The sequence below is a fragment of the Achromobacter sp. MYb9 genome (genome assembly GCF_002975275.1).
Lineage (GTDB): Bacteria > Pseudomonadota > Gammaproteobacteria > Burkholderiales > Burkholderiaceae_B > Achromobacter.
Window position 1 is genome coordinate 234,300 of the sequence record NZ_PCOQ01000001.1, and the last position, 24,850, is coordinate 259,149.

Consider the following 24,850-nt stretch of genomic DNA (forward strand, 5'->3'; position numbering starts at 1 on the left):
CAACCGCCGGCTGTTTCCCCGCACTGACATGTTCCCTCTTGGGCCAGGAGCCTCCTGCCATGGATATTCGCATCGAAAATCTTTGCATCTCGTACCACCAGCAACGCGTCATCGACGGGTTGAATCTGGACATCGCGCCGGGCAGCTTCTTCACGCTGCTCGGGCCCAGCGGCTGCGGCAAGACCACCTTGCTGCGCACGCTGGCGGGATTCATCCCCGTCGAATCCGGCCGCCTGCTGTTCGGCGGCAAGGACGTCACCCGCTTGCCCGCGCACCAGCGCAATATCGGCATGGTGTTCCAGGACTACGCGCTCTTTCCCAATCGAAGCGTCTTCGACAATGCGGCGTATGGCCTGCGTGCCCGAAAAGTCGCGCCGGCCCTGATCAAGCAGAAGGTCGCGGCCGCGCTGGAACGTGTCGGTCTGGCGGAATACGGCAAGCGGCTGCCCGCCGAGCTTTCCGGCGGCCAGCGTCAACGCGTGGCGCTGGCCCGCGCACTGGTCATCCAGCCTCAGGTGCTGCTCATGGACGAACCCCTGTCGAACCTGGACGCCAAGCTGCGCATCCAGGTCCGGCAGACCATCGCCGACCTGCAACGAGAGGCCGGCATCACCACCGTCTTCGTCACCCATGACCAGGAAGAGGCGCTGGCGCTGTCAGATCAGATCGCGGTCATGCAAAAAGGCCGCGTGGCGCAGCTGGGTGCGCCACGCGACGTCTATGGGCATCCCGCCAGCGGCTATGTCGCGGACTTCATCGGCGCCGCGAACTTGCTGCCCGTGCAATGCGTGGCTGCCGCCTCCGGCCCCGTGCGGCTGGACCTGGATGGATACGCCATTGCCGCGCATGCACCTGCGCCCTTGAACGGCGCGGCCGTACTGGTCGCGCGGCCCGAAGATATCCGGCTGTCGGCGTCCCCTGGGCCCGGCGTGCCCGCGCGCATCCTGGCGGAACAGTACCTGGGGATCAAGATGAACTACCGCGTTCAACTGCCCGGCGGCCGTCTCATGAACGTGGACGTGCATGGCGGCCAAGCCTCGCCGCTCTCCCGCGGCATGACGGTCAGCCTGGCGTTCGACCCCAGCAAGACCCTGGTGTTGGCATCATGAAGCGGCTGATCTCCTCATTGCGGTCGCCCTGGACCTGGCTGTCGCTGGCGGTGTTGGCCGTGCTGGCCGTCTTCCTGGTGTGGCCCGTGCTGAACATCCTGTCGGCCAGCGTGCTGGCTCGCAACGAAGACGGCCATTCGGGCTGGCGCCTGCTGTTGTCCGACCCGCGCTACCTGCGCGCCATCGGCAACACCCTGATGCTGGGAGCGGGCGTCACGGTGCTGGCCGCCGGCATCGGCGTGCCGCTCGCCTACCTGACCGCGCGCCACCGCTATCCCGGCAAAGTCCTGGTGTCGATCCTGCCCCTGATCACGCTGGTCATCCCCGAAGTGATCGGCGCGCAGACCTGGCTGATGATCCTGGGCAACAACGGCGTACTGACGCGCGCCCTGCGCGACGGGCTAGGGCTGGACATCCCTTCGTTCTACGGCTGGCCCGGCCTGCTCATCGTCATGACCTTCACCTACTACGCCTATATCTACATCGGCACGCTGGCGGCGATCCGCGGTTTCGATTCGCAATTGGAAGAAGCCGCGCAAAGCCTGGGCACATCGCCATCCGTGTCGCGGCTGAAGGTCATGGCGCCGGTCGTGATGCCCGCCATCCTGGCCAGCGCCCTGCTGGTGTTCACCATGGTGGTGGGCAACTTCGCCACCTCGATGATCCTGGGGCACGAGGTCGAACTACTGTCCGTCCTGACTTACCAGGCGTCGGTATCGGAAACCGGCAGCGACCCGGTCATGCAAAGCACGCTGGCGACCACATCGATTTCGCTGGTGATGCTGGCGCTCTTTCTTCAACGCTGGATCGTGTCGCGCGGACGCTACGAGATCACGCAAGGGCGCGGCGCGCCTGCCACGCCCTTGCGTGGCCCACGCGCGCTGGCAATGGCAGGCGCCGCGCTGGGCGTCATGGCGCTGTCCATGCTGCCGTTGGGAACCCTGGCCGCGGGCGCCTTTACCCGCGCCAACGGCCCCGTGATGCGTTGGGGTGAATGGACGGCCGCACACCTTGAACGCGTGTTGATCAGCGCGCCGGCGCCGGTCCTGAATTCCATCGTCTACGCTGGCGTGGCCACGCTGATCGCCATCGCCTTCAGCACGCTGGCCAGCTATTTGATCGTCAAGAAGCGCAACCTGCTGACGCCGTGGTTGGATTACCTCAGTTCGATTCCGCTGGCGCTGTCGGGCACGGTGATCGGCATCGGCCTGCTGATGACTTTCGGCCACGGCGCGTTCGATCTTTCAGGTACCGCTGCGCTGATCGTGCTGGCCTACATCGTGCGGCGCTTGCCGTTCGGCGTGCGCAACGCCTCGTCCACGCTCTTCAACCTACCCGACTCCATCGAAGAGGCGTCCGTCAGCCTGGGCGTGCCGCCGTTGGCGTCGTTCGTGAAAGTCGTGCTGCCGCTGATGGCGCCGGCTATCGCGGCCGCGGCCGTGCTGACCTGGACCACCACCGTGTCGGAGCTGAGCGCGTCGGTCATCGTGTATTCGCCGGGGCACGAAACCCTGCCCATTCAGATTTTCCGGCTGATCGACAGCGGGCTCATGGCCCAGGCGTCGGCCTACGGTCTGGTCCTGATCACCGTGATCCTGGCGCCCGTGCTGCTGGCGACCCGGATATTCAAGCTGCGGCTCTTCGCCTGAGCCGGCTGCATTCACCCCTAGCGCAAGAGGCCTCATCATGACTCATCTTCCCCCGCTCAGCCGCCGCCAGATGCTCAAGCTACTGGCCGCCAGCGGCGGCGCCTGCGCCCTGCCCGCCCGCGCGCTGGCCCAACGCGCCGAGCAGGTCGTGCTGTACACCACGCTGAATTCGCAGTCGGTGGAAACGGCCAACGACATGGCCCGCGAAAAAATGCCCGGCGTCCGGCCCAGTGCGGTCGTCGGTGGCAGCAGCCAGCTGCTTAAACGGATCGAAGCCGAAGCGGCCAAACCGAAGAGCGATTTGTTCTGGACGTCCAGCGCCAACATCATGAATGCCTACCGGGCGCTGTTCGAGCCCTACCTGTCTCCGGAGGCCGCGGCGATCCCCGGCACGCTGCATGGTCCCGACAAGCTTTGGACCGCCGCCAACATCCATATCGTGGTGGCCATGGTCAACGCGCGCCAGCTTGCTGGCGCCGCGCCGGCCAGTTGGGCCGATCTGGCCGACCCCCGGTTCAAAGGCAAGATCATCATTGGCGACCCGGGCAACAGCTCGACCGCATATACGGCATTGTGGGGTATCGAGCGCGTCCTGGGGGATGCGGGCCTGAAAGCCCTGGCGCGCAACGTCAGCGTCTCGACCTCGGCCTCGCATGTGGTGCGCAGCGTCGGCCAGGGCGAATACGCCGTCGGCATCACCTTCGAATCCACGGCCTACCCCTATGTGGCCGGCGGCCAGAAAGAGATCGGCATCATGTACCCGGAAGACGGCACCTTCACCGTGGCCGACAACATGGCGCTGGTGAAAGGCGGCCCAAATCCGAAGGCCGCGCGTCGCATGTATGACCTGCTGCTATCACGCGATATGCAGCTGGCCCTGTTGCAAAACGCGTACCGGCGCCCCAGCCGCAACGACATCGACGTCAGCAAGCACCTGGGCATGCCGCCGCTTGCAGACATCCGGATCGTGACCGCGGACGAAGCCGACGCCTCCGCCGACCGCGATGCGTTCTTGCGCCGGTGGCGGGCGCACGTGGCAGCGGCGCGCGCCGGCTGATGCGCCCTGGGCAGGAGCCGCCCGCGTGTTCCCCAAAAAAAAGCGGCCCGAAGGCCGCTTTCCATGGGCTTACCTACCAGCGATACCGCAAGCTTGCCTTCACCGAACGCTGGTAGCCATACCAGCACCAGGAATCGCCCGAGCAAGACGCGATGTACTCCTTATCAAAGAGGTTCTGCACGTTCAGCGCCACCTGCATGCCCTTCAACGACGGCGACACGCGGCCCAGGTCGTAATCCAGCATCAGGTCGAACAATGTGACGGACGGCACCTTCATCGTGTTGGTGTCGTTCGCGTACGAGGAGCCGATGTAACGCACCCCGCCCCCCACTCCCATGCCGGCCAGCGGCCCATCCTGCAGTTGGTACCGCGCCCATGCCGACGCCTGTTGCGACGGCACGCCCACCGGCGTCTTGCCCTTCAGATCCAGACCGGCCAAGCTGGGATTCGCCTTGGTGTATTCGTTGTCCATCAACGAATACGCCGCCACCAGCGTCAGCCCCCGCAACGGTTCCGTCTTCGCTTCCAGCTCGATCCCCTGCGTGCGCAGTTCACCCGCCTGGATCGAACACCGGCCGCCCGCCGTGCCGCAGATATGCGTCGGATCGGGATCGGTCGTCGTCATGTTCTCGCGGCGGATATCGAAGGCCGCGAACGACAGCATCGTGGCGCTGCCCGGCGGCTGGTACTTGATGCCGACTTCGTACTGGTTGCCTTCAATCGGCTTGAAGGGCACGTTCTGCCAACCCGTGCCCGATTGCGGTTCGAACGATTCGGAATAGCTGAAATACGGCGCCACGCCATTGTCAAAGTTGTAGATCACGCCCAGCCGGCCCGTGAACGCCTCGGCGTTCAGTGACGACGGCGCGACGCGGCCCGACGCGATCGTGGTGGTTTCACCCACCGTGCGCGACCAGTCATAGCGTCCGCCCAGCAGCACCGACAATCGGTCGATCTTGATCTGGTCCTGGAAGTACAGGCCGGTCTGATACTGCTTGGACGTCGCGTCAGTCGAAAAAGCCGGCACCGGGATGTTCTGATGGTTATCCGGATTCAGCACATACAACGGCGGCGCGCTGCCAAAGCCGGACAAGGTATCCGTCTTGACGTGCTGGTAATCGAAACCCAGCAGCACGGTGTGTCCGAACGCGCCCGTGTTGAAGCGCGCTTGCATGTTGTTATCGATGGTCAGAGCGCCAACATCCACATCGGTCGCGATCGAGGCGCGCTGCTGATACAGGTAGTTGGGGTCCAGATAGCCGAAGTTGGAATTGGACGCACCGTAAACGCTTCGGTACGTTGCCTCGGAACGCGTCCAGCGCAGGCTTTGCGTCGCCTTGAACGTGTCGTTGAACCGGTGGTCCAGCACGTAGCCCAGCGAATAGCTCTTGCGGTCGCTCTTTTCGAAATTGGCGTCGCCGTCGTAGTAATCGGCAGGCAAGCGGATGCCATCGGGCGCCCGTTGCAGCGTGCGCATCGACGACAAGCTACCGTAGGACCCCATATCGGGATCCCGCTGGAAATTCGTCAGCACGGTCAGCGAGGTGTCGCCGTTGGGCTTCCAGGTGAAGGCCGGCGCCACGAAATAGCGGCGTTCCTTGGTGTCCTTGACCTGGCCGTCGGACAGGTAACCCGAGCCGACCAGGCGATAGAGGTACTTACCCTCTTCGTCGACAGGGCCCCCAAAATCAAAGTTGGCGCGGCGGTAATCATAGTTGCCGACTTGCACTTCCACTTCGCGTAGCGTCTCTTCCAGCGGGCGCTTGCTGACCTGGTTCACCACGCCGCCTGGGCCGCCTTGGCCATACATGACCGATGCCGGCCCTTTCAGGACATCCACGCGTTCAAGGCGGTAGGCGTCCACTTGCGGCAAGGCGTCGCGGCCGCCGAACACCCGCAAGCCGTCCAGGTAGGTCGACGCCGAAAAGCCGCGCACCGTGAACTGATCCAGGCGCGTGGCCGTGGCGCCGCGCGACTCGGTCGCCACGCCCGCCGTATAGCGCAGCACCTGATTCAAGGTCTGCGCGCCCTGCTCCGTGATCTGTTCACGCGTTACGACGGACACCGATTGCGGCGTCTCGATCAGCGGCGTGTCGGTCTTCGTTGCGCTGACGCTGGCGCGGGCGACATACCCGACCGTGGGCGCCAACGCGCTGTCCGCCATGCCGGACACGGTCACCGGCGCCAGCACAAGCGCATCGCCCGACGACGCCGCCGGCGCAGGCGCCAGCGTCCAGGTGTTGCCCGATTGTGCGCGTGCCTGCAAGCCGCTGCCCGACAACAGGCGGGCAAAGCCCGCGCCCACCGAATACGCGCCGTTCAGCCCGTCCGACCGGCGACCGCGCACCAGCGCGGGGTCGAATGACAGGATCACGCCCGCGCTGCGCGCGAACTGCGTCAGCGCATCGGCCAGTTCCCCGGCGGGGATCTGGTAGCTACGCTGGGCATTGGCGGCGGCGGGGGTGGATTGTGCCCAAGCCACGGGCATGCCGGCGGCAAACGCGCCCGCGCAAGTTGCGGCCAACACGGCCATGCGGCCGGCGGTCAGCGTGGAGCGCAAGCGCGCGTGTGATGAAGCAGACACAGAAACTCTCCCTGTACGGTGGTCTATCTCTGCCTTTCCGTATGGGAATTGAAAACCTGCAACCCGTCAGAAAAAAAAGATGTAACGCTCAGGCTTGGCGCGGGCCAACCTGCAGCCAATATTGCGTGTGCCGCGTCACCGAGATAGGCAATGCGGGCTCCAGCGCCTTGAGCGCGCGTTCGGCGTCGTCCAGCGGGAAGACACCCGACAACCGCAGGGCCGCCACCGCCGGGTCCACCCGGATCAGTCCTACACGCTGGCGCGCCAGGTACTGGGCGAAATAATCCAGGCGCCAGTCCTTCGCCACCACCAGCCCGTCCACCCAGGCCAGACGGTCCGGGTCGGCGGCATGGCGGTCGATCTGGCCGCCCGCCGCGAACCCCAGGCGTTCGCCCGCGGCGGCATGCGTCCACACGCCGTCGCGCCATAGCGCCACGCTGCCTTCGTATACGCCCAGGCGTGACCCCTCGCCCGTGCGGCGCACATCGAACCGGGCGCGTTCGGCGCGAAGTTCTCCATACCCCGTGTCCACGCGCAACGCGCCGATGCCGGGTCGCGATTCAGTGTTCACCAGCATTTCGCCGCGCAGCAGGTCGATGCCCCGCACATTGCCGCTCAGGTGCAGGCGCACCGCGCTGTCGCTGTTCAGCGTGATGTTCAAGCCATCAGCCAGCGCCACCGTGCGGCGCTCGCCCACCTCCGTGCTCAGGTCGGCGGCCAGACGTTGCCACGGCGCATGCTCGTAGCCAGCCCATCCCGTGGCAGCCAGCCCGGTGAACGCCAGCAAACCACGCAGCGCCGTGCGGCGTGCGGGCGACGGCGGCGCATTCAGTGCGGCGTGCGCCAACGCCGCGGGCACCCGGCGCGCATCGCGGCCAATGACCTGCAAGCGATCCCAGGCCTGTTGGTGCGAGGCGTCCGCCTGAAGCCAGGCGGCACAGGATTCCCGGTCGTGCGCGTTGGCCAGGCCCGACTGCAGCTTGGCCCACCAGGCGATAGCCTGGCGCACCACCGGGTCCGGCGGCATGCCGCGCGCGGCGTCACTCATAGAAGGCCGCATAGCACGCGGACATCGCGCGCACCATGTACTGTTGGACGGAACTGAGGGATACGCCCAGGCGCCGGGCGATTTCGGGATACGTCAGGCCGTCCAGCTGCGACAGCAGGAAAGCCGAACGCGCCTTGGGCGGCAGCCCGTCCAGCAGGCGATCCAGTTGCATCAGCGATTGCAGTTGCTCGGCCTGCGTCTCGGGTGAAGGCGCATAGGCCTCGGGCAGCGTGGCCAGATACGCCAGGTACGAATACTCAAGTGCGGCATGGCGCTGATGGTCCACCACCAGCCCCTTGGCGATCGTGGTCAGCAAGGCGCGCGCCTCGTTCACGCGCACCACTTTGCGGCCCTGGATCACCCGGACGAAGACATCCTGCGCCAGGTCCTCCGCGCGGTGCTCGCAACCCAGCTTGCGGCGCAACCAGCCGAACAGCCAGGGGCGATGTTCGCGATACAAGCCATCGACAGGCGCGACAGCGGCGTCGGCGCACGGGATCGATGCGGGAAGATAAGGGGAGGACACGATTGAGACGGCGGCGCGGGACCAGAAGTCTCAAAATCTTAATTGATAATGACTAGCGTTACCAATCCTATATCCGTTCGGCCCCTGCAACAGAGGCCGTATGCGGCATAACTACAACGTCACCGCCAACCGGCGCTCGGATTCCAGGTATTCGCGCGACTGCATTTCAAGAATGCGCGACACGGTGCGATGGAATTCATTGGCCAGCGCGCCTTCGGTGTAGATTTCCTCGGGTTCGCATTCGGCCGACATGATGAGCTTCACGCGATGGTCGTAGAACACATCGATCAGCCACGTGAAGCGGCGCGCCTCGGACGCTTGGCGCGGCCCCATCTTCGGCACGCCGGACAGGATCACGGCATGGAAACGGTTGGCCAGTTCCAGATAGTCGTTCTGCGACCGGGGGCCGCCGCAGAGCGTGGCGAAATCAAACCACACCACCGAGCCCGCCAGCGCCAGCGCGCGGATCTCCCGGTGCTCGATGTGCAGCAGCGGTTCTTGCGGCGGCGTGTCGGCCAGGCTGTCGAATGCCTTCTGCAGCGCGGCTTGGGCGTGTTCGTCCAGCGGCGTGTGATAGCACTGCACCTGTTCCAGCGAACGGCGACGGTAGTCGATGCCGGCGTCCACGTTCATCACGTCCATGCGCGACTGGATCAGTGCGATGGCGGGCAGCACGCGGTCGCGGTGCAGGCCATCGGTGTACAGCGTCGAGGGTTCGTAATTGGACGTCATCACGAAGGACGTGCCGTATTCGAACAATTTCAGCAGCAGGCGGTGCAGGATCATCGCATCGGCCACATCCGACACGTGGAATTCGTCAAAGCAGATCAGGCGGTAGCGCTTGGCCACCCGCTTGGCCACTTCATCCAGCGGATCTTGCATGCCCTTCACTTCTTCCAGCTCGCGGTGCACGCCACGCATGAACTCGTGGAAGTGCAGGCGCGTCTTGCGCACCACGGGCACGGTGGCATAGAACGCGTCCATCAGGAAGCTCTTGCCACGACCCACCCCGCCCCACAGATACACGCCGCGCGGCACGTCGGGCCGGTTCAGCAGCTTCTTCAACGCGTTCGAGCGCATCGATTTGAACTTGAGCCATTCATCGTAATAGCGCTGCAGGCGGTCGATCGCCAGCTTCTGGGCGGCATCGGGCTCGTAGCCGCGCTCGGCCAGGGCGTGTTCGTAGTATTCGCGGACGTTCATGTGGATCAGATAACCTTGACGATGCCCCACGACACGCATGCATCGCATGCTTCCCACCCCGTGGGGTGCTTCTATCTTGGGGCGGCCCGGCGATAAAAAAAAGGGCGGGTTCTGGAACCCGCCCCCTGTCTTGCTCAGGTCAAGCGTCGCTTAGAAGTTCAGCGCGCGCTTGTCCACGGCCAGAGCGGCTTCTTTCACGGCTTCCGACAGCGTCGGGTGCGCGTGGCAGATGCGGGCGATGTCTTCGGCGGCGCCGCGGAATTCCATGATGGTCACGGCTTCCGAGATCAGCTCCGAGGCCATCGGGCCCACGATGTGCACGCCCAGGACTTCGTCGGTCTTGGCGTCGGCGATGACCTTGGCAAAGCCCGTCGTGTCGCCCAGCGCGCGGGCGCGGCCGTTGGCCAGGAACGGGAAGCTGCCAGCCTTGTACTCGCGGCCTTCGGCCTTGAGCTGCTGTTCAGTCTTGCCCACCCAGGCGATTTCCGGCGACGTGTAGATGACCCACGGCACGGTGTCGAAGTTGACGTGGCCATGCTGGCCGGAGATGCGCTCGGCGACTGCCACGCCCTCTTCCTCGGCCTTGTGCGCCAGCATCGGGCCGCGCACGACGTCACCCACTGCCCAGACGTTCGGCAGGTTCGTCTTGCAGTCGGCGTCCACGGCCACGAAGCCGCGTTCGTCCAGCTTCAAGCCCACGGCGTCGGCGTTCAGGCCACCGGTGTAGGGCACGCGGCCGATCGAGACGATCAGCTTGTCCACCACCAGCTTCTGTTCGGCGCCCTTGGCGTCGACGTAGGGCACGGTCACCGACTTGGCGGTGGCCTTGATCTCGCCGATCTTCACGCCCATCTGGATGTTCAGGCCTTGCTTGGTGAAGGCCTTCAGCGCTTCCTTGGCCACTTGGCCGTCAGCGGCGGCCAGGAATTCCGGCATCGCTTCCAGGATGGTGACTTCGGAACCCAGGCGGCGCCAGACGCTGCCCATTTCCAGGCCGATCACGCCAGCGCCGATCACGCCCAGCGTCTTCGGCACGGCGCCGATGTTCAGGGCGCCGTCGTTGGACAGCACGACCTTTTCGTCAAACGGCAGGCCGGGCAATTCACGCGCCGACGAACCCGTCGCGACCACGACGTGCTTGGCAACCAGGTCTTCTTCGGTGGTGCCGGTAACCTTGATGGCCCAGCCGCCTTCCACTTGGCCGCTGAACGCGCCCATGCCGTGGAAGAACGTGACCTTGTTCTTCTTGAACAGGTACAGGATGCCGTCGTTGTTCTGCTTGACCACCGTGTTCTTGCGGCCGATCAGCGTGTCGAGCTTCAGGCTGACGCCCTTGACTTCGATGCCGTGCTCGGCGAAGTGGTGGTTGGCTTGTTCGAAGTGCTCGGACGATTGCAGCAGCGCCTTGGACGGGATGCAGCCGACGTTGGTGCAGGTGCCGCCAGGTGCCGGGCCGCCTTGGCCATTTTGCCAGGCGTCGATGCAAGCGACCGACATGCCGAGTTGCGCGGCGCGGATGGCAGCGATGTAGCCGCCAGGGCCAGCGCCAATCACGACGACGTCAAATTGTTTGGACATAGTGTTCTCGCGTGTGAGATGTGGGGTGGAACTCGCCCCGCCCGACGCGGTGGCGCCGGAGGCCGGCAGAGGGCCGGCCGGGGCGCCGCCGGCCCGAAGGCCCGGTGCGGCGCCGCGCGCGGAGCGTCGAGATTACAGGTCCAGCAACAGACGCTGCGGATCTTCCAGGGCGTCCTTCATGGCGACCAGGCCCAGCACGGCTTCGCGGCCGTCAATGATGCGGTGGTCGTAGGACAGCGCCAGGTAGTTCATCGGGCGGATGACGATCTGGCCGTTTTCGACAACGGCGCGATCCTTGGTGGCGTGAACGCCCAGGATGGCCGATTGCGGCGGGTTGATGATCGGGGTCGACAGCATCGAACCGAACACGCCGCCGTTGGAGATCGAGAACGTACCGCCGGTCATTTCTTCAATGCCCAGCTTGCCGTCAGCGGCGCGGCGGCCGAAGTCGGCGATGGTCTTTTCGATTTCAGCGATGGACAGCTGGTCGGCGTTGCGCAGGATCGGCACCACCAGGCCACGCGGGCTGCCGACAGCGATACCGATGTCGAAGTAGCCGTGATAGATGATGTCCTTGCCGTCGATCGATGCGTTGATCAGCGGGTACTTCTTCAGCGCGGCCACGGCGGCCTTGACGAAGAACGACATGAAGCCCAGTTTGATGCCGTGTTCCTTTTCGAACTTGTCCTTGTACTTGCTGCGCAGATCGATGACCGCTTGCATGTTCACTTCGTTGAACGTGGTCAGGATTGCGTTTTCTTGCTGCGATTGCAGCAGGCGCTCGGCGATGCGGGCGCGCAGGCGGCTCATCGGCACGCGCTGTTCCGGACGGCCGTCCAGCGACAGCGTGGTCGGGGCCGGGGCGGCCGGGGCCTTGGCCGGAGCAGCCTTGGCGGCGGGAGCGCCAGCAGCCAGGGCGTCGCCCTTGGTCACGCGGCCATCGCGGCCGGTGCCGGCCACGGAAGCGGCGTCAACGCCCTTCTCGGCCAGAATCTTGGCGGCGGCGGGCGATGCCACGCCGGCAGCAGCCGACGAAGCCGGCGCAGCGGCGGGGGCCGGGGCGGCAGCGGCTTGTTCGGCGGCCTTCGGGGCTTCGGCCGGGGCGGTCGCGGCGGCGGCGGCCTTGGCGGCGGTGTCGATGCGGGCCAGCACTTCGCCCGAGGTCACGGTGCTGCCATCGCCCTTGACGATTTCAGCCAGCACGCCCGAGGCGGGCGCCGGCACTTCCAGCACGACCTTGTCGGTTTCGACTTCGATCAGGATTTCGTCCGCTTCAACGGCAGCGCCCGGCTGCTTCTTCCAGGTCAGCAGGGTCGCTTCGGAGACGGATTCGGAAAGTTGGGGGACGACGACGTCGGTGATAGCCATTTTGTTTATTCCGTAAAGTTGTGTTCTGGTCACGCGGCGCGGCAAGGTTCGAAACGGGGTTCCAAAACGCTTGCCGCCCGCGGCGCGTGCATCAAGTCAGGATTACTTCGTCAACATGACCTTGAACTTGGGCGCGAAAGCCGTTTCGATCAGGGCCTTCTGCTGCTCTTGGTGCTTGGCCAGGTAGCCCACGGCCGGCGATGCCGACGCGGCACGACCAGCGTAGCCCAGCTTCTGGCCTTCGACCATGTTCTCGTACACGTGATGCTGAACGTAGAACCAGGCGCCTTGGTTCTGCGGTTCGTCCTGAACCCAGATCACTTCGGTTGCCTTCGGGTACTTGCGCAGTTCCGTTTCGAACGCCTTGTGGGCGAACGGGTACAGCTGCTCGACACGGATGATCGCGACATTGTCGGCGCCACGCTCGCGGCGGGCGTTGACCAGGTCGTAATACACCTTGCCCGAGCAAGCCAGCACGCGCTTGACCTTGCCTGCGTCGATCGTGTCGTCCACTTCGCCGATCACCGGACGGAAGCTGCCACCGGCCAGATCGGTCAGGGGCGAACCTGCGTCCTTGTTGCGCAGCAACGACTTCGGCGTGAACAACACCAGCGGCTTGCGGAACGGGCGGATCATCTGGCGACGCAGCACATGGAAGATCTGCGAAGCCGAGGTCGGCTGGATCACTTGCATGTTGTTGTCGGCGCACAGTTGCAGGAAGCGCTCGATGCGGCCCGAGGAGTGCTCGGGGCCTTGGCCTTCGTAGCCGTGCGGCAGCATCAGCGTCAGGCCCGATTGGCGGCCCCACTTGGCTTCGCCGGAGCTGATGAACTGGTCGATCACGACCTGGGCGCCGTTGACGAAGTCGCCAAACTGGCCTTCCCAGATGGTCAGCGTATTCGGCTCGGCGCTGGAGTAGCCGTATTCAAAGCCCAGCACCGCCTCTTCGGACAGCACGGAGTCGATGACGGTGAACGGGGCCTGGCCTTCCGACACGTTCTGCAGCGGAATGTAGGTACCGTCGTTCCAGCGTTCGCGGTTCTGGTCGTGCAGCACGGCGTGGCGGTGCGTGAACGTGCCACGGCCCGAATCCTGGCCGGTGATGCGGATGGCGTAGCCCGAGGACACCAGGGTTGCGAAGGCGAGGTGTTCGCCCATGCCCCAGTCCAGGTTCATTTCGCCCTTGGCCATCGTGCGGCGGTCGTTCAGCAGCTTGGCCACCAGCGGGTGCACCGTGAAGCCTTCCGGAACCGTCGTGATGCGTTCGCCGATGCGCTTGAGTTCAGCCAGCGGCACGGCCGTGTCGGCCTGGTCGGTCCACTTGGCGCCCAGGAATGGCGACCAGTCGATGGCGTATTTGCTCTTGTAGTCGGTCAGCACCGGTTCGATGGTGCGCTGGCCGTCTTCCATCAGCTGACGGTAGTCCTTGACCAGTTGATCGGCTTCGCCTTCAGCCAGCACGCCTTGCGTGGTCAGCTTGTCGGCGTACAGCTTGCGCGTGCCGGGGTGATGGCCGATGCGCTTGTACATCAGGGGCTGCGTCAGCGACGGGGTGTCTTGCTCGTTGTGGCCCAGCTTGCGGAAGCAAACGATGTCCACGACGATGTCGTGACGGAATTGCAGGCGGTAGTCCAGCGCCAGCTTGGTGACGAACACCACGGCTTCGGGGTCGTCGCCGTTGACGTGGAACACCGGGGCTTCGATCATCTTGACGACGTCGGTGCAATACAGCGTCGAACGCGAATCGCGCGGGTCGGACGTCGTGAAGCCGATCTGGTTGTTGATGACGATGTGCAGCGTGCCGCCCGTGCCGTAGCCGCGGGTTTGCGCCAGGTTCAGCGTTTCCATGACCACACCCTGGCCGGCGAAAGCCGCGTCGCCGTGCACCAGCACCGGCAGCACTTGCTTGCCTTCGGCATCGCCGCGGCGTTCCTGGCGAGCGCGCACGCTGCCTTCGACCACGGGGTTGACGATTTCAAGGTGGGACGGGTTGAACGCCAACGACAGGTGGACCGGGCCGCCACGGGTGGACAGGTCGGAAGAGAAGCCGTTGTGGTACTTCACGTCACCGTCGGTCAGGCCTTCGGCGTGCTTGCCTTCGAACTCGGCGAACAGGTCGCCGGGCATCTTGCCCATGATGTTCACGAGCAGGTTCAGGCGGCCGCGGTGGGCCATGCCGACCACGATTTCCTGAACGCCGTTTTCACCGGCGTGGTTCACCACTTCGTCCATCGAGGCGATGAAGCTTTCGCCGCCTTCCAGCGAGAAACGCTTCTGGCCGACGTACTTGGTGTGCAGGAAGCGCTCAAGCCCTTCGGACTCGGTCAGTTGCTGCAGGATGTGGCGCTTTTCTTCGGCCGAGTAGGCGGGCGCGCCCAGCGTGGTTTCCAGGCGTTCCTGGATCCAGCGCTTCGCGGCGGGGTCGGAGATGTGCGTGAATTCAGCACCGACGCTGCGGCAATACGTGTCGCGCAGCGCCTTCAGGATGTCGCGCAGCGTCATCGTGCTGGCGGTCGTGAAGTAGGTGTTGGTGGCCGAGTAGGTCTGGTCCAGATCGGCTTCGGTCAGGCCGTAGAAGGCGGGATCGAGTTCCGGGATCGGGGGACGTTCCTGGCGCTTGAGCGGGTCCAGGTCGGCCCAGCGCGAACCCAGCGAGCGGTAGGCGGCAATCAGCGATTGCACCGAAACCTGCTTGCTGGCGACGCTCAGGTCGGGTTCGGCCGAGCGTTGCACGAAGGCATTGGCCTTGGCGCGCTGGGCAAACGATTCGACGATGGGAGCGTGGGCCTGGTCGCGAGTGGATTCCTGGCCATCGGTAGCGGGAGCGTGCTGCAACTGGTCGAAATACTCACGCCAATTGTCAGGAACCGAACCGGGGTTGTCGAGGTAGGCTTCGTAAAGCTCCTCAACATATGGGGCGTTACCCCCAAAGAGATAAGACGTGGATAGAGATTCTATTTCCGAAGACATATCGCTTCACCTTTACGAGTGCTTCACTCGACACGATGCAGGAAAACCTTCCGCAGCACGGGCTTCCCGTTAAGCGGATCGCAGGGGCAGAAGGCGCGTACAAGCCTTGATAGCCGTATGTTTGAAAGTATAACCCTTTGAGTTTATGGGCGTCTTGCTGCATTTGCGTGACGCAAAAGCCCGTGCGGAATACCTGCATGCGGCTTTGGAATGTCCGTCGAACGCCTGCAATCCAGCCGTCTACGCGCCATCAAATTCCGTCAATCGAAAATGCCGCAGCGCGTCATTTTCAGGCACTCCAAACAAGAGTGTTGCGCAATAGCCGCGTCATACCGGCAGCGAGGTCGTGGACAGGATCTCTTTCAACACAAAAAAGGTGCGGATCTGACGGACGCCGGGCAACTTGATGATCTCGCCCGCATGCAGCTTGTTGAAGCGTTCCAGATCGCGGATGCGCAGCATCAGAAAGTAGTCGAATTCGCCGGCCACCAGATGGCATTCCAGGCAACCGCTGATACCGCGCGCCGCTTCCTCGAAATCGGTGAAGGACTCGGGCGTGGAACGGTCCAGCACCACGCCCACGATGACCAGCGTGGCCATGTCGACCGCGCCCGGTTCCAGCAGGGCGACCGTCTTCTTGATGACGCCTTCCGCCTTCAGCTTTTCAACCCGTCGCAGGCAGGCGGCCGGGCTAAGGTGGACGCGCGCGCTCAGGTCCAGGTTCGTGATCTGGGCGTCGTCCTGCAGCACGCGCAGGATGTGGCGGTCGATGCGGTCCAGGCCCGGCGTGGCGGTCATTTGATGTGTCCCTGAAAATTTAATTTCGTTAATGTTTTTATATTCGAAATATCCAATCCTCAGCAACGCCAATTAATAACTTTAAACACGGAAAACGAATAAATAACGCAATTGACCGCAAATCCCGGCGATTCCTATGATTTCCTATCCGCGCCACCCGGCCGGCCCGGACCTTTCCTTCAGGAGCCCGCATGGATCTGCAACGATTCCCCCGCCATCGCCTGACTTTCGGCGACACCCCCATCGAAAAGCTCGACCGCCTGTCCGCGCACCTTGGCGGCAAGGTCGAGATCTACGCCAAACGCGAAGACTGCAATAGCGGCCTGGCCTTCGGCGGCAACAAGCTGCGCAAACTGGAATACCTGATTCCGCAGGCGCTCGAGCAAGGCTGCGACACGCTGGTGACGATCGGCGGCATCCAGTCGAACCACACTCGCATGGTGGCCGCCGTCGCCGCCAAGCTGGGCCTGGCCTGCGTGCTGGTCCAGGAGAACTGGGTGGACTATTCCGACGCGGTCTATGACCGGGTCGGCAACATCATGATGAGCCGCCTGATGGGCGCCGACGTGCGGCTGGTGGACCAGGGCTTCGACATCGGTTTCCGGCGCAGCTGGGAAGAGGCGCTGGAAGACGTGAAGAAACGCGGCGGCAAGCCTTATGCCATTCCCGCCGGCGCGTCCGACCACGAACTGGGCGGGCTGGGCTACGTGGGGTTCGCCGAAGAGGTGCGCCGGCAGGAGGCCGACCTGGGATTCAAGTTCGACTACATCGTCGTGTGCGCCGTCACCGGCAGCACCCAGGCGGGAATGGTGGTGGGCTTTGCCGCCGACGGACGCGCCGACCGCGTCATCGGCATCGATGCGTCGGCCACGCCGGAACAGACGCGTGCGCAAATTCTTCGGATCGCGCGGCGCACGGCGGATCTGGTGGGGCTTGAGACCGGCATCGCCGACAGCGACGTGGTGCTGGACACGCGCTACGCGTATCCGGCCTACGGCCTGCCGTCGGCAGAAACCAACGACGCCATCCGCACCTGCGCGCGTCTGGAAGGCATGATGACCGACCCGGTCTACGAAGGAAAATCCATGCAGGGCATGATGGACCTGATCCGCCGCGGCGACATCCCTGCCAGCTCGAAAGTCCTGTATGCGCACCTGGGAGGGGTGCCGGCGATCAACGCCTACAGCTTTCTGTACCGCAACGGCTAACGAAGGCTTCGGCGCGGCCGGGTTCGGATCGATGGGATGGCCGGCCGGCGACCTGCGCTGAACCGGCCGCCGCCCTGCTTCGGCCTACTTCGTCTTGGCGCCCGCCTGGAACCAGGCGCCGATCAACGCGCGCTCATCGTCGGTCATGCCGGTGGAATTGGCCATCGGCATGATCTTCGCGACCACCACCTGCTGGTAGACGGCTTGGGCGTGCGTCGCGATCTGCTCGGCCGAATCCAGCCGCACGTTCTTCATCTGCACTTGCGCGCCGTGGCACAGCAGGCAACGCTGGTCGAACACCTGGCGCACCTGCACGAACCCCACCTCTTTGGACACGGCGGCCACGGCCGGCGCCGCCACCGGCGCGGGCCGCATCCAGATGATGGTCAGGCCCAGCACCGCCACGCCCAGCAGCGCGTACGGCAACGGATTGCGCGCATTGCCCAGCTTGAAGCGGTGACGCACCACGAAGAACTGCCGAATGGCCGCGCCGCCCAGCATGATCAACAGCAGCACGATCCAGTTGTACGGATGCGTGTAGGTGAAGCTGTAGTGGTTGCTCATCATGGCGAACAGCACCGGCAGCGTGAAGTACGTGTTGTGCACGCTGCGCTGCTTGCCGCGCTGGCCGTTGACCGGATCCACCGGCTTGCCGGCCCGCATCGCCGCCACGTTCTTGCGCTGCCCTGGAATGATCCAGAAAAACACGTTGCCGCTCATGGTGGTGGCCATCATGGCGCCCACCAGCAGGAAGGCCGCGCGCCCCGCGAACCAGTGGCAGGCCAGCCACGAGGCCAGCGCGATGAACACCGCCAACAGCACGCCGACGACGGTGTCGCCATGCTTGCCGCGGCCGAACCAGCGGCAGATGCCGTCATAGACGAGCCAGAACACCACGAAGAACGCCAGCGCCACCGCCACCGCGGTGCCGGGCTGCCAGTCCATCTTCGTACGGTCGATCAGATAGGTGCTGGCATTCCACAGGTAAGACACGGTGAACAACGCAAAACCGGTCAGCCAGGTGCTGTAGCTTTCCCAGAACGACCAATGCAGGTGGTCGGGCAGCGTCTTGGGCTGCACCGCGTACTTCTGCATGTTGTAGAAGCCGCCGCCGTGCACCGCCCATTGCTCGCCGCCCACGCCTTTAGCGACCGACTCCGCGTCGCGGGGCTTCTCCAGGCTGTTGTCCAGCATCACAAAGTAGAACGACGTGCCGATCCACGCGATGCCGGTGATGATATGGGCCCAGCGCAGCAGCAGATTGACCCAATCCAGGTAATAGCTTTCCATGCACGCTCCCGCAGTGGACGGGCCTGTCATAGGCTCCGCCGCACTGCCTACCACCGCGGGCGCTGTAAGCAGAAGTTGGATCGCGCACAAGGCCGGCAGGCCCCGCACCGCTGCGATCAAGTGCTAAAAATTGTATGCATGTTTTGTCCACAAGGCTATCAGTGGCGGCCGCGCGCGGCATCAGGAATACCCTGATGCCCGACACCCCAGACCAAGCGTCAGGATCCGCGGTAGGTCGAGTAGCTCCAGGGGCTGACGAGCAGCGGCACGTGGTAATGCTCGTCTGGGTGCGCCACGCCGAAATCCAGGCTGACCTGATTCAGGAAATTGGGTTCGGGCAGGGCCACGCCCCGCGCCTTGAAGTACCCCGCCACGTCGAACACCAGCCGATACGTGCCCGTGCGCAGGTCCTGGTCGGTGAACAGTGGTTTGGCGCTGCGGCCGTCGGCGTTGAGCGTGAATTGGTTCAGCAACGTGGCGCCGCCATCGCCGGTGGCATAAAGCGCAACGTCCATGCCCGCCGCGGGGCAGCCGTGCATGGTATCCAGTACGTGCGTGGTCAGGCCCAATCGTCTCTCCTCATGCCCGCAGGTGGCCGGGCGCTATCATGGTTATCCTTAATGATGTACATAAATTGTATACAGCTTATTGCTTTCCAGCTATCGTTTAGCCCATCATGAAACCGTCCGCCAACCCGTGCCCGCCCGCCCATTCATGAACACCTACGACTCCACGCTTCCGTACCCCCGCGACCTGATCGGCTACGGCCGCAATCCGCCCCACGCGCAATGGCCGGACCGCGCCCGCATCGCCGTGCAATTCGTGCTGAATTACGAAGAAGGCGGTGAAAACTCCGTGCTGCACGGCGACGCGGGATCCGAACAGTTCCTGTCCGAGATGTTCAATCCGGCCAGCTACCCGGATCGCCATCTCAGCATGGAAGGCATTTATGAGTACGGCTCGCGCGTGGGCGTCTGGCGCATTCTGCGCGAATTCGAAAAGCGGCAGTTGCCGCTGACCGTGTTCGGCGTGGGCATGGCCTTGCAGCGCCATCCCGACCTGACGGCGGCGCTGACCGAACTGGGCCACGAGATTGCCTGCCACGGCTGGCGCTGGGTGCACTACCAGAACGTGGACGAAGCGACCGAACGCGAACACATGCGTCTGGGCATGGACGCCATCACGCAGCTGACCGGCACGCGGCCGCTGGGTTGGTACACCGGCCGCGACAGCCCCCGCACGCGCCGGCTGGTGGCGGACTACGGCGGCTTTGAATACGACAGCGACTACTACGGCGACGACCTGCCGTTCTGGATGCAGGTGCAGAAAAGCGACGGCTCAGTCGTGCCGCAACTGATCGTGCCCTATACGCTGGATTGCAACGACATGCGCTTCGCCCTGCCCCAGGGCTATTCGCACGCCGACCCGTTCTTCCAGTACCTGAAAGACAGTTTCGACGTGCTCTACGCCGAAGGCGACGGCGCGCCCAAGATGCTCAGCATCGGCATGCATTGCCGGCTGCTGGGCCGCCCCGGGCGCATCACGGCGCTGCAACGCTTCCTGGACCACATCGCCAGCCACGACCGCGTCTGGGTGTGCCGTCGGCTGGATATCGCCCGGCACTGGAAAGCCACCCACCCCTATCTTCCCAACCGGTAAGCGCGACAACCATGGCCTACACCCTGGAACAACTCAATGCCGCCACGCCCGACGAGGCCGTGGCCATGCTCGACGGCTTGTACGAGCACTCGCCCTGGATCGCCCGGCAAGCGCTGGCCGCGCGCCCGTTCCGGTCGCTGGCGAATTTGCAGGACCAGATGCGGCGCGTGCTGGATGCGGCCGATATCGAAGCCCGGCTGGCGCTGATCCGCGCCCACCCGGAACTGGCCGGCCGCGCCATGCAGCAGAACGGCCTGACCGCCGAATCCACGAACGAGCAAGACCAGGCAGGCCTCACGCATTGCTCGCCCGAAGAACTGGCGCGCCTGCAGCAACTGAACACCGATTACGGCGCCCGCTTCGGCTTCCCCTTCATCCTGGCCGTGCGCGGCGCGCGCGGCACGGGATTGAACCGCCAGCAGATCATCGATGAATTCGCGCGGCGGCTGGACAACCCGCCGGACGTCGAACTCCAGGAGGCCGTGCGCAACATCCACCGCATCGCCGAAATCCGCCTGGCCGACAAGTTCGGCGCCGACCTGGCGCTGGGCGATGACATCTGGGACTGGCAGGAACGCCTCAGCATCCACAGCGACCCCGGCTATGCCGAAAAGGGACAGCTGACCGTCACCTATCTGACCGAGGCCCACCGGGCCTGCGCGCAACGCATCTCGCACTGGATGCGCGACTGCGGCTTCGACGAGGTCGAGATCGACGCGGTGGGCAACGTGGTCGGCCGCTACCGCGCCGACCGTGCCGATGCACCCACGCTGATGACGGGCAGCCACTACGATACGGTGCGCAACGGCGGCAAGTACGACGGCCGCCTGGGCATCTTCGTGCCGATGGCCTGCGTGCGCGAACTGCATCGCCAGGGCCGGCGCCTGCCCTATCACGTGGAAGTGATCGGCTTCGCCGAAGAAGAAGGCCAGCGTTACCGCGCCACGTTCCTCGGGTCCGGCGCGCTGATCGGCGACTTCAAGCCCGAATGGCTGGACCAGAAAGACGCCCAGGGCGTCACGATGCGCGACGCCATGCTGCACGCCGGGCTGTGCATCGACGACATCCCCAAGCTGCGCCGCGATCCCGCCCGCTATCTGGGCTTTGTGGAAGTGCATATCGAACAAGGCCCCGTGCTGTTCGAAATGGGCCTGCCGCTGGGCATCGTCACGTCGATCAACGGCAGCGTGCGATACCAGGCCCAGATTTTCGGCATGGCGTGCCACGCCGGCACCACGCCGATGAACCGGCGCCGCGACGCCGCCACCGCCACGGCGGAACTGGCCCTGTACCTGGAGCAGCGCGCGGCGCGCGACGGCGATTCGGTCGGCACGATCGGCATGCTGGAAGTGCCCAGCGGGTCCATCAACGTGGTGCCCGGCGAATGCCGCTTCAGCCTGGACTTGCGCGCCCCCAGCGACCCGCAGCGCGACGCGCTGGTGAACGACGTGCTGGCCGAACTGGCCGCCATCTGCCAGCGGCGCGGCCTGCGTTACGCCCTTGAGGAAACCATGCGCGCCGCCGCCGCGCCCAGCGATCCCGCCTGGCAGCAACGCTGGGAACGCGCCGTCGATACCCTGGGCGTGCCCGTGCACCGCATGCCCAGCGGCGCCGGCCACGACGCCATGAAGCTGCACGAGGTCATGCCCCAGGCCATGCTGTTCGTGCGCGGCCAGAACTACGGCATCAGCCACAACCCCCGCGAATCCACCACCAGCAACGACATCCAGCTTGCGGCGCTTGCCATGCAGCGCCTGCTGGACGACCTTGCCAACGACATCACCCGCTGACACCATGACCGATTACGCCCGACTCGACGCCTGGGTAGATGCCCACTTTGACGAGGAAGTCCGCTTCCTGCAGGCATTGGTGCGCGTCCCCACGGACACGCCCCCCGGCAACAACGCCCCGCACGCCGTCCGCACCGCCGAACTGTTGCAGGACTTCGGCTTCCAGGCCGAAGCCCATGCGGTGCCCGCGCAGCAGGTCAAGGATTACGGCCTGGAATCCATCACCAACCTGATCGTCCGGCGCGAATACGGCCCAGGCCGCCGCGTGGCGCTTAACGCCCACGGCGACGTTGTCCCCCCCGGCGACGGCTGGCAGCACGCCCCCTACGGCGCCGAGATCGACGACGGCAGCCTGTACGGCCGTGCCGCCGCGGTCAGCAAGAGCGATTTCGCCAGCTTCACCTTCGCCGTGCGTGCGCTGGAAGCCGTTGCCCGCCCCACGCACGGCGCCGTTGAACTGCACTTCACCTACGACGAAGAGTTCGGCGGCCTGCTCGGACCCGGCTGGCTGCTGTCGCAGGGCCTGACCAAGCCCGACCTGATGATCGCCGCCGGCTTCAGCTATGAGGTCGTGACGGCCCACAACGGCTGCCTGCAAATGGAAGTGACCGTGCACGGCAAGATGGCGCACGCGGCCATTCCCTCTACCGGCGTCGACGCGCTGCAAGGCGCGGTCAAGATCCTGAACGCGCTGTATGCGCAGAACGCGCGCTACCAGCAGGTGACGTCCGGCGTCGCGGGCATTACGCACCCGTACCTGAATGTCGGCCGCATCGAAGGCGGCACCAACACCAACGTCGTGCCCGGCATGGTCAGCTTCAAGCTGGACCGCCGCATGATCCCGGAGGAAAACGCTGCGGAAGTCGAAGCTGATATCCGTCGCGTCCTCCAAGAGGCCGCGGCGGCCACGCCCGGCATCACCATCGAAATCAAACGCCTGCTGCTGGCTAATTCGATGCGCCCCCTGCCCGGCAATCAGCCGCTGGTCAGCGCCATCCAGAAGCACGGCGAGGAGATCTTTGGCGAACCCATCCCCGCCATGGGCACCCCGCTCTACACCGACGTGCGCCTGTACGGCGAAGCGGGCATTCCCGGCGTGATCTACGGCGCAGGCCCGCGCACGGTGCTGGAGTCGCATGCCAAGCGCAGCGACGAACGGGTCGTGCTTGAAGACCTGCGCCGCGCCACCAAGGTCATCGCTCGCACGCTGGCCGATTTGCTGCAGCCCGCCTGAGCGTGCCAGGGCATGACACGCGCCGGTGGGCGCGCGTCATGCCCCATCAGCGGCAAATCCTTCATTAAGTAACTAAATATATCAAATTAACTCGGGTTTTCCTCTATTCCGAAGACCCGGCCAGTCTGTATACATTCCTAGTACACAAGAACGCTTTTCAGGACTTTTTCCACCGACATCCCACTCCGCCAGGAGACTTTCGCCATGCAGGCTGCATCGTCCGCGCCCTCCCGCGCGCCGCAAGACATCCACCCCGTCGACCAGCGCCTGCCCACCGGCAAGCTCGCGGCGCTGGGCCTGCAACACGTGCTGGTGATGTACGCCGGCGCGGTGGCCGTGCCGCTGATCGTGGGCCGCGCCCTGAACCTGTCGCCGGACGAAGTGGCCATGCTGATCTCGGCGGACCTGTTCTGTTGCGGCATCGTCACGCTGATCCAGACCCTGGGCGCGACGCAGTGGTTCGGCATCAAGCTGCCGGTGATGATGGGCGTCACCTTCGCGTCGGTCGCGCCCATGGTGGCGATCGCGAACGCCAACCCCGGCACGGCGGGAGCGCAATTGCTGTTCGGCACCATCATCGGCGCGGGCGCGGTGTCCATCCTGATCGCCCCGATGATCAGCCGGATGCTGCGCTTCTTTCCGCCCGTCGTGACGGGCACCATCATCGCCGTCATCGGCATCACGCTGATGCGCGTGGGCATCAACTGGATATTCGGCAATCCGTTCGGCCCCACCGCGCCCGTCATCGTCGACCCGCTCTACGCCAAGTGGCTGGCCGACGTGACCTCGCCGGGCAGCGCCATTCCGCCCGTGCCGCAAGGGTTCGCCATCATGCCGTCGATGCCGAATCCCCGATACGCCGACCTGACCGGCCTGGGCATCGCCGCGCTGGTCCTCGTCTCCATCCTGCTGATCGTCAAGTACACGCGCGGCTTTGTCGCCAACATCTCGGTGCTGCTGGGCATCGTGATCGGCGCCGTCGCCGCGTCCGCGACCGGCATCATGACCTTCGAGAAGATCGGCCAGGCCGCCTGGTTCGACATCGTGCTGCCGTTCCACTTCGGCATGCCGAAGTTCGACCCCATCCTGATCCTGAGCATGTCGCTGATCATGGTGGTGGTGATGATCGAATCCACCGGCATGTTCCTGGCGCTGGGCGAAATGACCGGCCGGGACGTCCGGCAGGAAGACCTGGCGCGCGGTTTGCGCACCGACGGCCTGGGCACCTTGCTCGGCGGCATCTTCAATACCTTCCCGTACACCAGCTTTTCGCAGAACGTCGGGCTGGTCGCGGTAACGGGCGTCAAAAGCCGCTATGTCTGCGTGGCCGGGGGCCTGGTCCTGCTGGTGCTGGGATTGCTGCCCAAGATGGCCGCGCTGGTGGAATCGCTGCCCACCGTGGTGCTGGGCGGCGCGGGCATCGTCATGTTCGGCATGGTCACCGCCACGGGGATCCGCATCCTGTCCGGCGTGGATTTCAAGGGCAACCGCCACAACGCAATGATCGTGGCCGTTTCGATCGGGGTCGGCATGGTGCCGCTGATCGCGCCCAACTTCAAGCAGTGGATGCCGCACTCGCTGCACACGCTGGTCGAGTCCGGAATTTTATTGGCCTCGCTGTCGGCCGTGCTGCTTAACCTGTTCCTGAACGGCGCCACGCATGACAAGCGCGCCATCATCTCGGCGGCGCTGCAAGCCGACGAACACTAAGCGTGGCGCGGTGGCCGGCCCGCGGCAGGCGCGGACCCGGCCACAGCGTCGCGGCCAGCGCCCCTGCCG

18 protein-coding genes are annotated in these 24,850 nt (G+C 64.9%); 8 read left to right on the plus strand and 10 right to left on the minus strand.

The window, feature by feature from the left end; translation table 11 throughout:
* Nucleotides 1-59 precede the first annotated feature (59 nt).
* From CQ050_RS01110 to CQ050_RS01120, 3 genes are read left to right on the plus strand one after another with little or no spacing between them, the layout of a single operon-like run.
* Complete coding sequence (locus tag CQ050_RS01110; protein ID WP_105555019.1) at nt 60-1,109, plus strand: ABC transporter ATP-binding protein; 1,050 nt, start codon at nt 60-62, stop codon at nt 1,107-1,109.
* Entirely contained in the window at nt 1,106-2,758 is a 1,653-nt protein-coding gene (locus CQ050_RS01115) for an iron ABC transporter permease (RefSeq protein ID WP_105555020.1), read from the plus strand. The genes CQ050_RS01110 and CQ050_RS01115 overlap by 4 nt, the downstream gene beginning before the upstream one ends.
* Nucleotides 2,759-2,795: 37 nt before the next feature.
* Nucleotides 2,796-3,815: an extracellular solute-binding protein gene (locus tag CQ050_RS01120; RefSeq protein WP_105555021.1), complete on the plus strand. Its 1,020-nt coding sequence runs from the start codon at nt 2,796-2,798 to the stop codon at nt 3,813-3,815.
* A gap of 73 nt (nt 3,816-3,888) precedes the next feature.
* Here CQ050_RS01120 and CQ050_RS01125 read toward each other — a convergent pair whose 3' ends face one another.
* The 8 genes from CQ050_RS01125 to CQ050_RS01160 all read right to left on the minus strand — a co-directional run bounded on the left by CQ050_RS01125 (nt 3,889) and on the right by CQ050_RS01160 (nt 15,890).
* On the minus strand, nt 3,889-6,348 hold the full coding sequence (locus CQ050_RS01125) for a TonB-dependent siderophore receptor (protein WP_199196725.1): 2,460 nt from the start codon (nt 6,346-6,348) through the stop codon (nt 3,889-3,891).
* Between the two features lie 139 nt (nt 6,349-6,487).
* Nucleotides 6,488-7,447, minus strand: a complete 960-nt coding sequence (locus tag CQ050_RS01130; protein WP_105555023.1) for a FecR domain-containing protein — start codon at nt 7,445-7,447, stop codon at nt 6,488-6,490.
* The gene (locus tag CQ050_RS01135; protein ID WP_105555024.1) at nt 7,440-7,973 is read right to left on the minus strand and encodes a sigma-70 family RNA polymerase sigma factor; all 534 of its coding nucleotides are present in this window, start codon (nt 7,971-7,973) and stop codon (nt 7,440-7,442) included. Before CQ050_RS01135 ends, CQ050_RS01130 begins: the two co-directional genes overlap by 8 nt.
* A 111-nt stretch (nt 7,974-8,084) precedes the next feature.
* On the minus strand, nt 8,085-9,176 hold the full coding sequence (zapE, locus tag CQ050_RS01140) for a cell division protein ZapE (protein WP_199196726.1): 1,092 nt from the start codon (nt 9,174-9,176) through the stop codon (nt 8,085-8,087).
* A gap of 150 nt (nt 9,177-9,326) precedes the next feature.
* The gene (gene lpdA / locus CQ050_RS01145) at nt 9,327-10,754 is read right to left on the minus strand and encodes a dihydrolipoyl dehydrogenase (RefSeq protein WP_105555026.1); all 1,428 of its coding nucleotides are present in this window, start codon (nt 10,752-10,754) and stop codon (nt 9,327-9,329) included.
* A 132-nt stretch (nt 10,755-10,886) separates the two neighbouring features.
* Complete coding sequence (odhB, locus tag CQ050_RS01150; protein ID WP_105555027.1) at nt 10,887-12,122, minus strand: 2-oxoglutarate dehydrogenase complex dihydrolipoyllysine-residue succinyltransferase; 1,236 nt, start codon at nt 12,120-12,122, stop codon at nt 10,887-10,889.
* Nucleotides 12,123-12,224: 102 nt separating this feature from the next.
* Entirely contained in the window at nt 12,225-15,092 is a 2,868-nt protein-coding gene (locus CQ050_RS01155; protein WP_105555028.1) for a 2-oxoglutarate dehydrogenase E1 component, read from the minus strand.
* A 327-nt stretch (nt 15,093-15,419) separates the two neighbouring features.
* On the minus strand, nt 15,420-15,890 hold the full coding sequence (locus CQ050_RS01160; protein ID WP_105555029.1) for an Lrp/AsnC family transcriptional regulator: 471 nt from the start codon (nt 15,888-15,890) through the stop codon (nt 15,420-15,422).
* A 191-nt stretch (nt 15,891-16,081) separates the two neighbouring features.
* On the opposite strand from CQ050_RS01160, the gene CQ050_RS01165 reads away from it, so the two are divergent.
* The gene (locus tag CQ050_RS01165) at nt 16,082-17,098 is read left to right on the plus strand and encodes a 1-aminocyclopropane-1-carboxylate deaminase (RefSeq protein WP_105555030.1); all 1,017 of its coding nucleotides are present in this window, start codon (nt 16,082-16,084) and stop codon (nt 17,096-17,098) included.
* An 84-nt stretch (nt 17,099-17,182) separates the two neighbouring features.
* Here the strand turns inward: CQ050_RS01165 and CQ050_RS01170 are convergent, their stop codons facing one another.
* Both CQ050_RS01170 and uraH read right to left on the minus strand, forming a co-directional pair.
* The gene (locus tag CQ050_RS01170) at nt 17,183-18,388 is read right to left on the minus strand and encodes a urate hydroxylase PuuD (RefSeq protein ID WP_105555031.1); all 1,206 of its coding nucleotides are present in this window, start codon (nt 18,386-18,388) and stop codon (nt 17,183-17,185) included.
* 218 nt (nt 18,389-18,606) lie between these two features.
* Nucleotides 18,607-18,957 carry a hydroxyisourate hydrolase gene (gene uraH, locus CQ050_RS01175; protein ID WP_105555032.1) on the minus strand — a complete coding sequence of 117 codons (351 nt, stop codon included), beginning with the start codon at nt 18,955-18,957 and terminating at the stop codon, nt 18,607-18,609.
* A gap of 145 nt (nt 18,958-19,102) precedes the next feature.
* Between uraH and puuE the strand changes: the two genes are divergently transcribed.
* The 4 genes from puuE (at nt 19,103) to CQ050_RS01195 (ending at nt 24,781) form a co-directional block, all read left to right on the plus strand.
* A complete protein-coding gene (puuE, locus tag CQ050_RS01180; protein ID WP_105555033.1) occupies nt 19,103-20,047 on the plus strand; it encodes an allantoinase PuuE in 945 nt (314 codons plus the stop codon).
* Between the two features lie 11 nt (nt 20,048-20,058).
* Nucleotides 20,059-21,837 (plus strand): 2-oxo-4-hydroxy-4-carboxy-5-ureidoimidazoline decarboxylase, encoded by a 1,779-nt coding sequence (uraD, locus tag CQ050_RS01185; RefSeq protein ID WP_105555034.1) that lies wholly within the window; start codon nt 20,059-20,061, stop codon nt 21,835-21,837.
* A gap of 4 nt (nt 21,838-21,841) precedes the next feature.
* Nucleotides 21,842-23,071, plus strand: a complete 1,230-nt coding sequence (locus CQ050_RS01190) for a M20/M25/M40 family metallo-hydrolase (RefSeq protein WP_105555035.1) — start codon at nt 21,842-21,844, stop codon at nt 23,069-23,071.
* A gap of 204 nt (nt 23,072-23,275) precedes the next feature.
* Nucleotides 23,276-24,781 carry a nucleobase:cation symporter-2 family protein gene (locus CQ050_RS01195; RefSeq protein WP_105555036.1) on the plus strand — a complete coding sequence of 502 codons (1,506 nt, stop codon included), beginning with the start codon at nt 23,276-23,278 and terminating at the stop codon, nt 24,779-24,781.
* Nucleotides 24,782-24,850 lie beyond the last annotated feature (69 nt).

Coding starts and splice junctions, on each gene's coding strand:
- CQ050_RS01170 (WP_105555031.1), bottom strand. CDS start 18,388: ATGGAAAGCTATTACCTGGATTGGGTCAATCTGCTGCTGCGCTGGGCC.
- odhB (WP_105555027.1), bottom strand. CDS start 12,122: ATGGCTATCACCGACGTCGTCGTCCCCCAACTTTCCGAATCCGTCTCC.
- uraD (WP_105555034.1), top strand. CDS start 20,059: ATGGCCTACACCCTGGAACAACTCAATGCCGCCACGCCCGACGAGGCC.
- CQ050_RS01160 (WP_105555029.1), bottom strand. CDS start 15,890: ATGACCGCCACGCCGGGCCTGGACCGCATCGACCGCCACATCCTGCGC.
- CQ050_RS01130 (WP_105555023.1), bottom strand. CDS start 7,447: ATGAGTGACGCCGCGCGCGGCATGCCGCCGGACCCGGTGGTGCGCCAG.
- CQ050_RS01110 (WP_105555019.1), top strand. CDS start 60: ATGGATATTCGCATCGAAAATCTTTGCATCTCGTACCACCAGCAACGC.
- CQ050_RS01125 (WP_199196725.1), bottom strand. CDS start 6,348: ATGGCCGTGTTGGCCGCAACTTGCGCGGGCGCGTTTGCCGCCGGCATG.
- puuE (WP_105555033.1), top strand. CDS start 19,103: ATGAACACCTACGACTCCACGCTTCCGTACCCCCGCGACCTGATCGGC.
- zapE (WP_199196726.1), bottom strand. CDS start 9,176: ATGAACGTCCGCGAATACTACGAACACGCCCTGGCCGAGCGCGGCTAC.
- CQ050_RS01120 (WP_105555021.1), top strand. CDS start 2,796: ATGACTCATCTTCCCCCGCTCAGCCGCCGCCAGATGCTCAAGCTACTG.
- lpdA (WP_105555026.1), bottom strand. CDS start 10,754: ATGTCCAAACAATTTGACGTCGTCGTGATTGGCGCTGGCCCTGGCGGC.
- CQ050_RS01165 (WP_105555030.1), top strand. CDS start 16,082: ATGGATCTGCAACGATTCCCCCGCCATCGCCTGACTTTCGGCGACACC.
- CQ050_RS01115 (WP_105555020.1), top strand. CDS start 1,106: ATGAAGCGGCTGATCTCCTCATTGCGGTCGCCCTGGACCTGGCTGTCG.
- CQ050_RS01190 (WP_105555035.1), top strand. CDS start 21,842: ATGACCGATTACGCCCGACTCGACGCCTGGGTAGATGCCCACTTTGAC.
- CQ050_RS01195 (WP_105555036.1), top strand. CDS start 23,276: ATGCAGGCTGCATCGTCCGCGCCCTCCCGCGCGCCGCAAGACATCCAC.
- CQ050_RS01155 (WP_105555028.1), bottom strand. CDS start 15,092: ATGTCTTCGGAAATAGAATCTCTATCCACGTCTTATCTCTTTGGGGGT.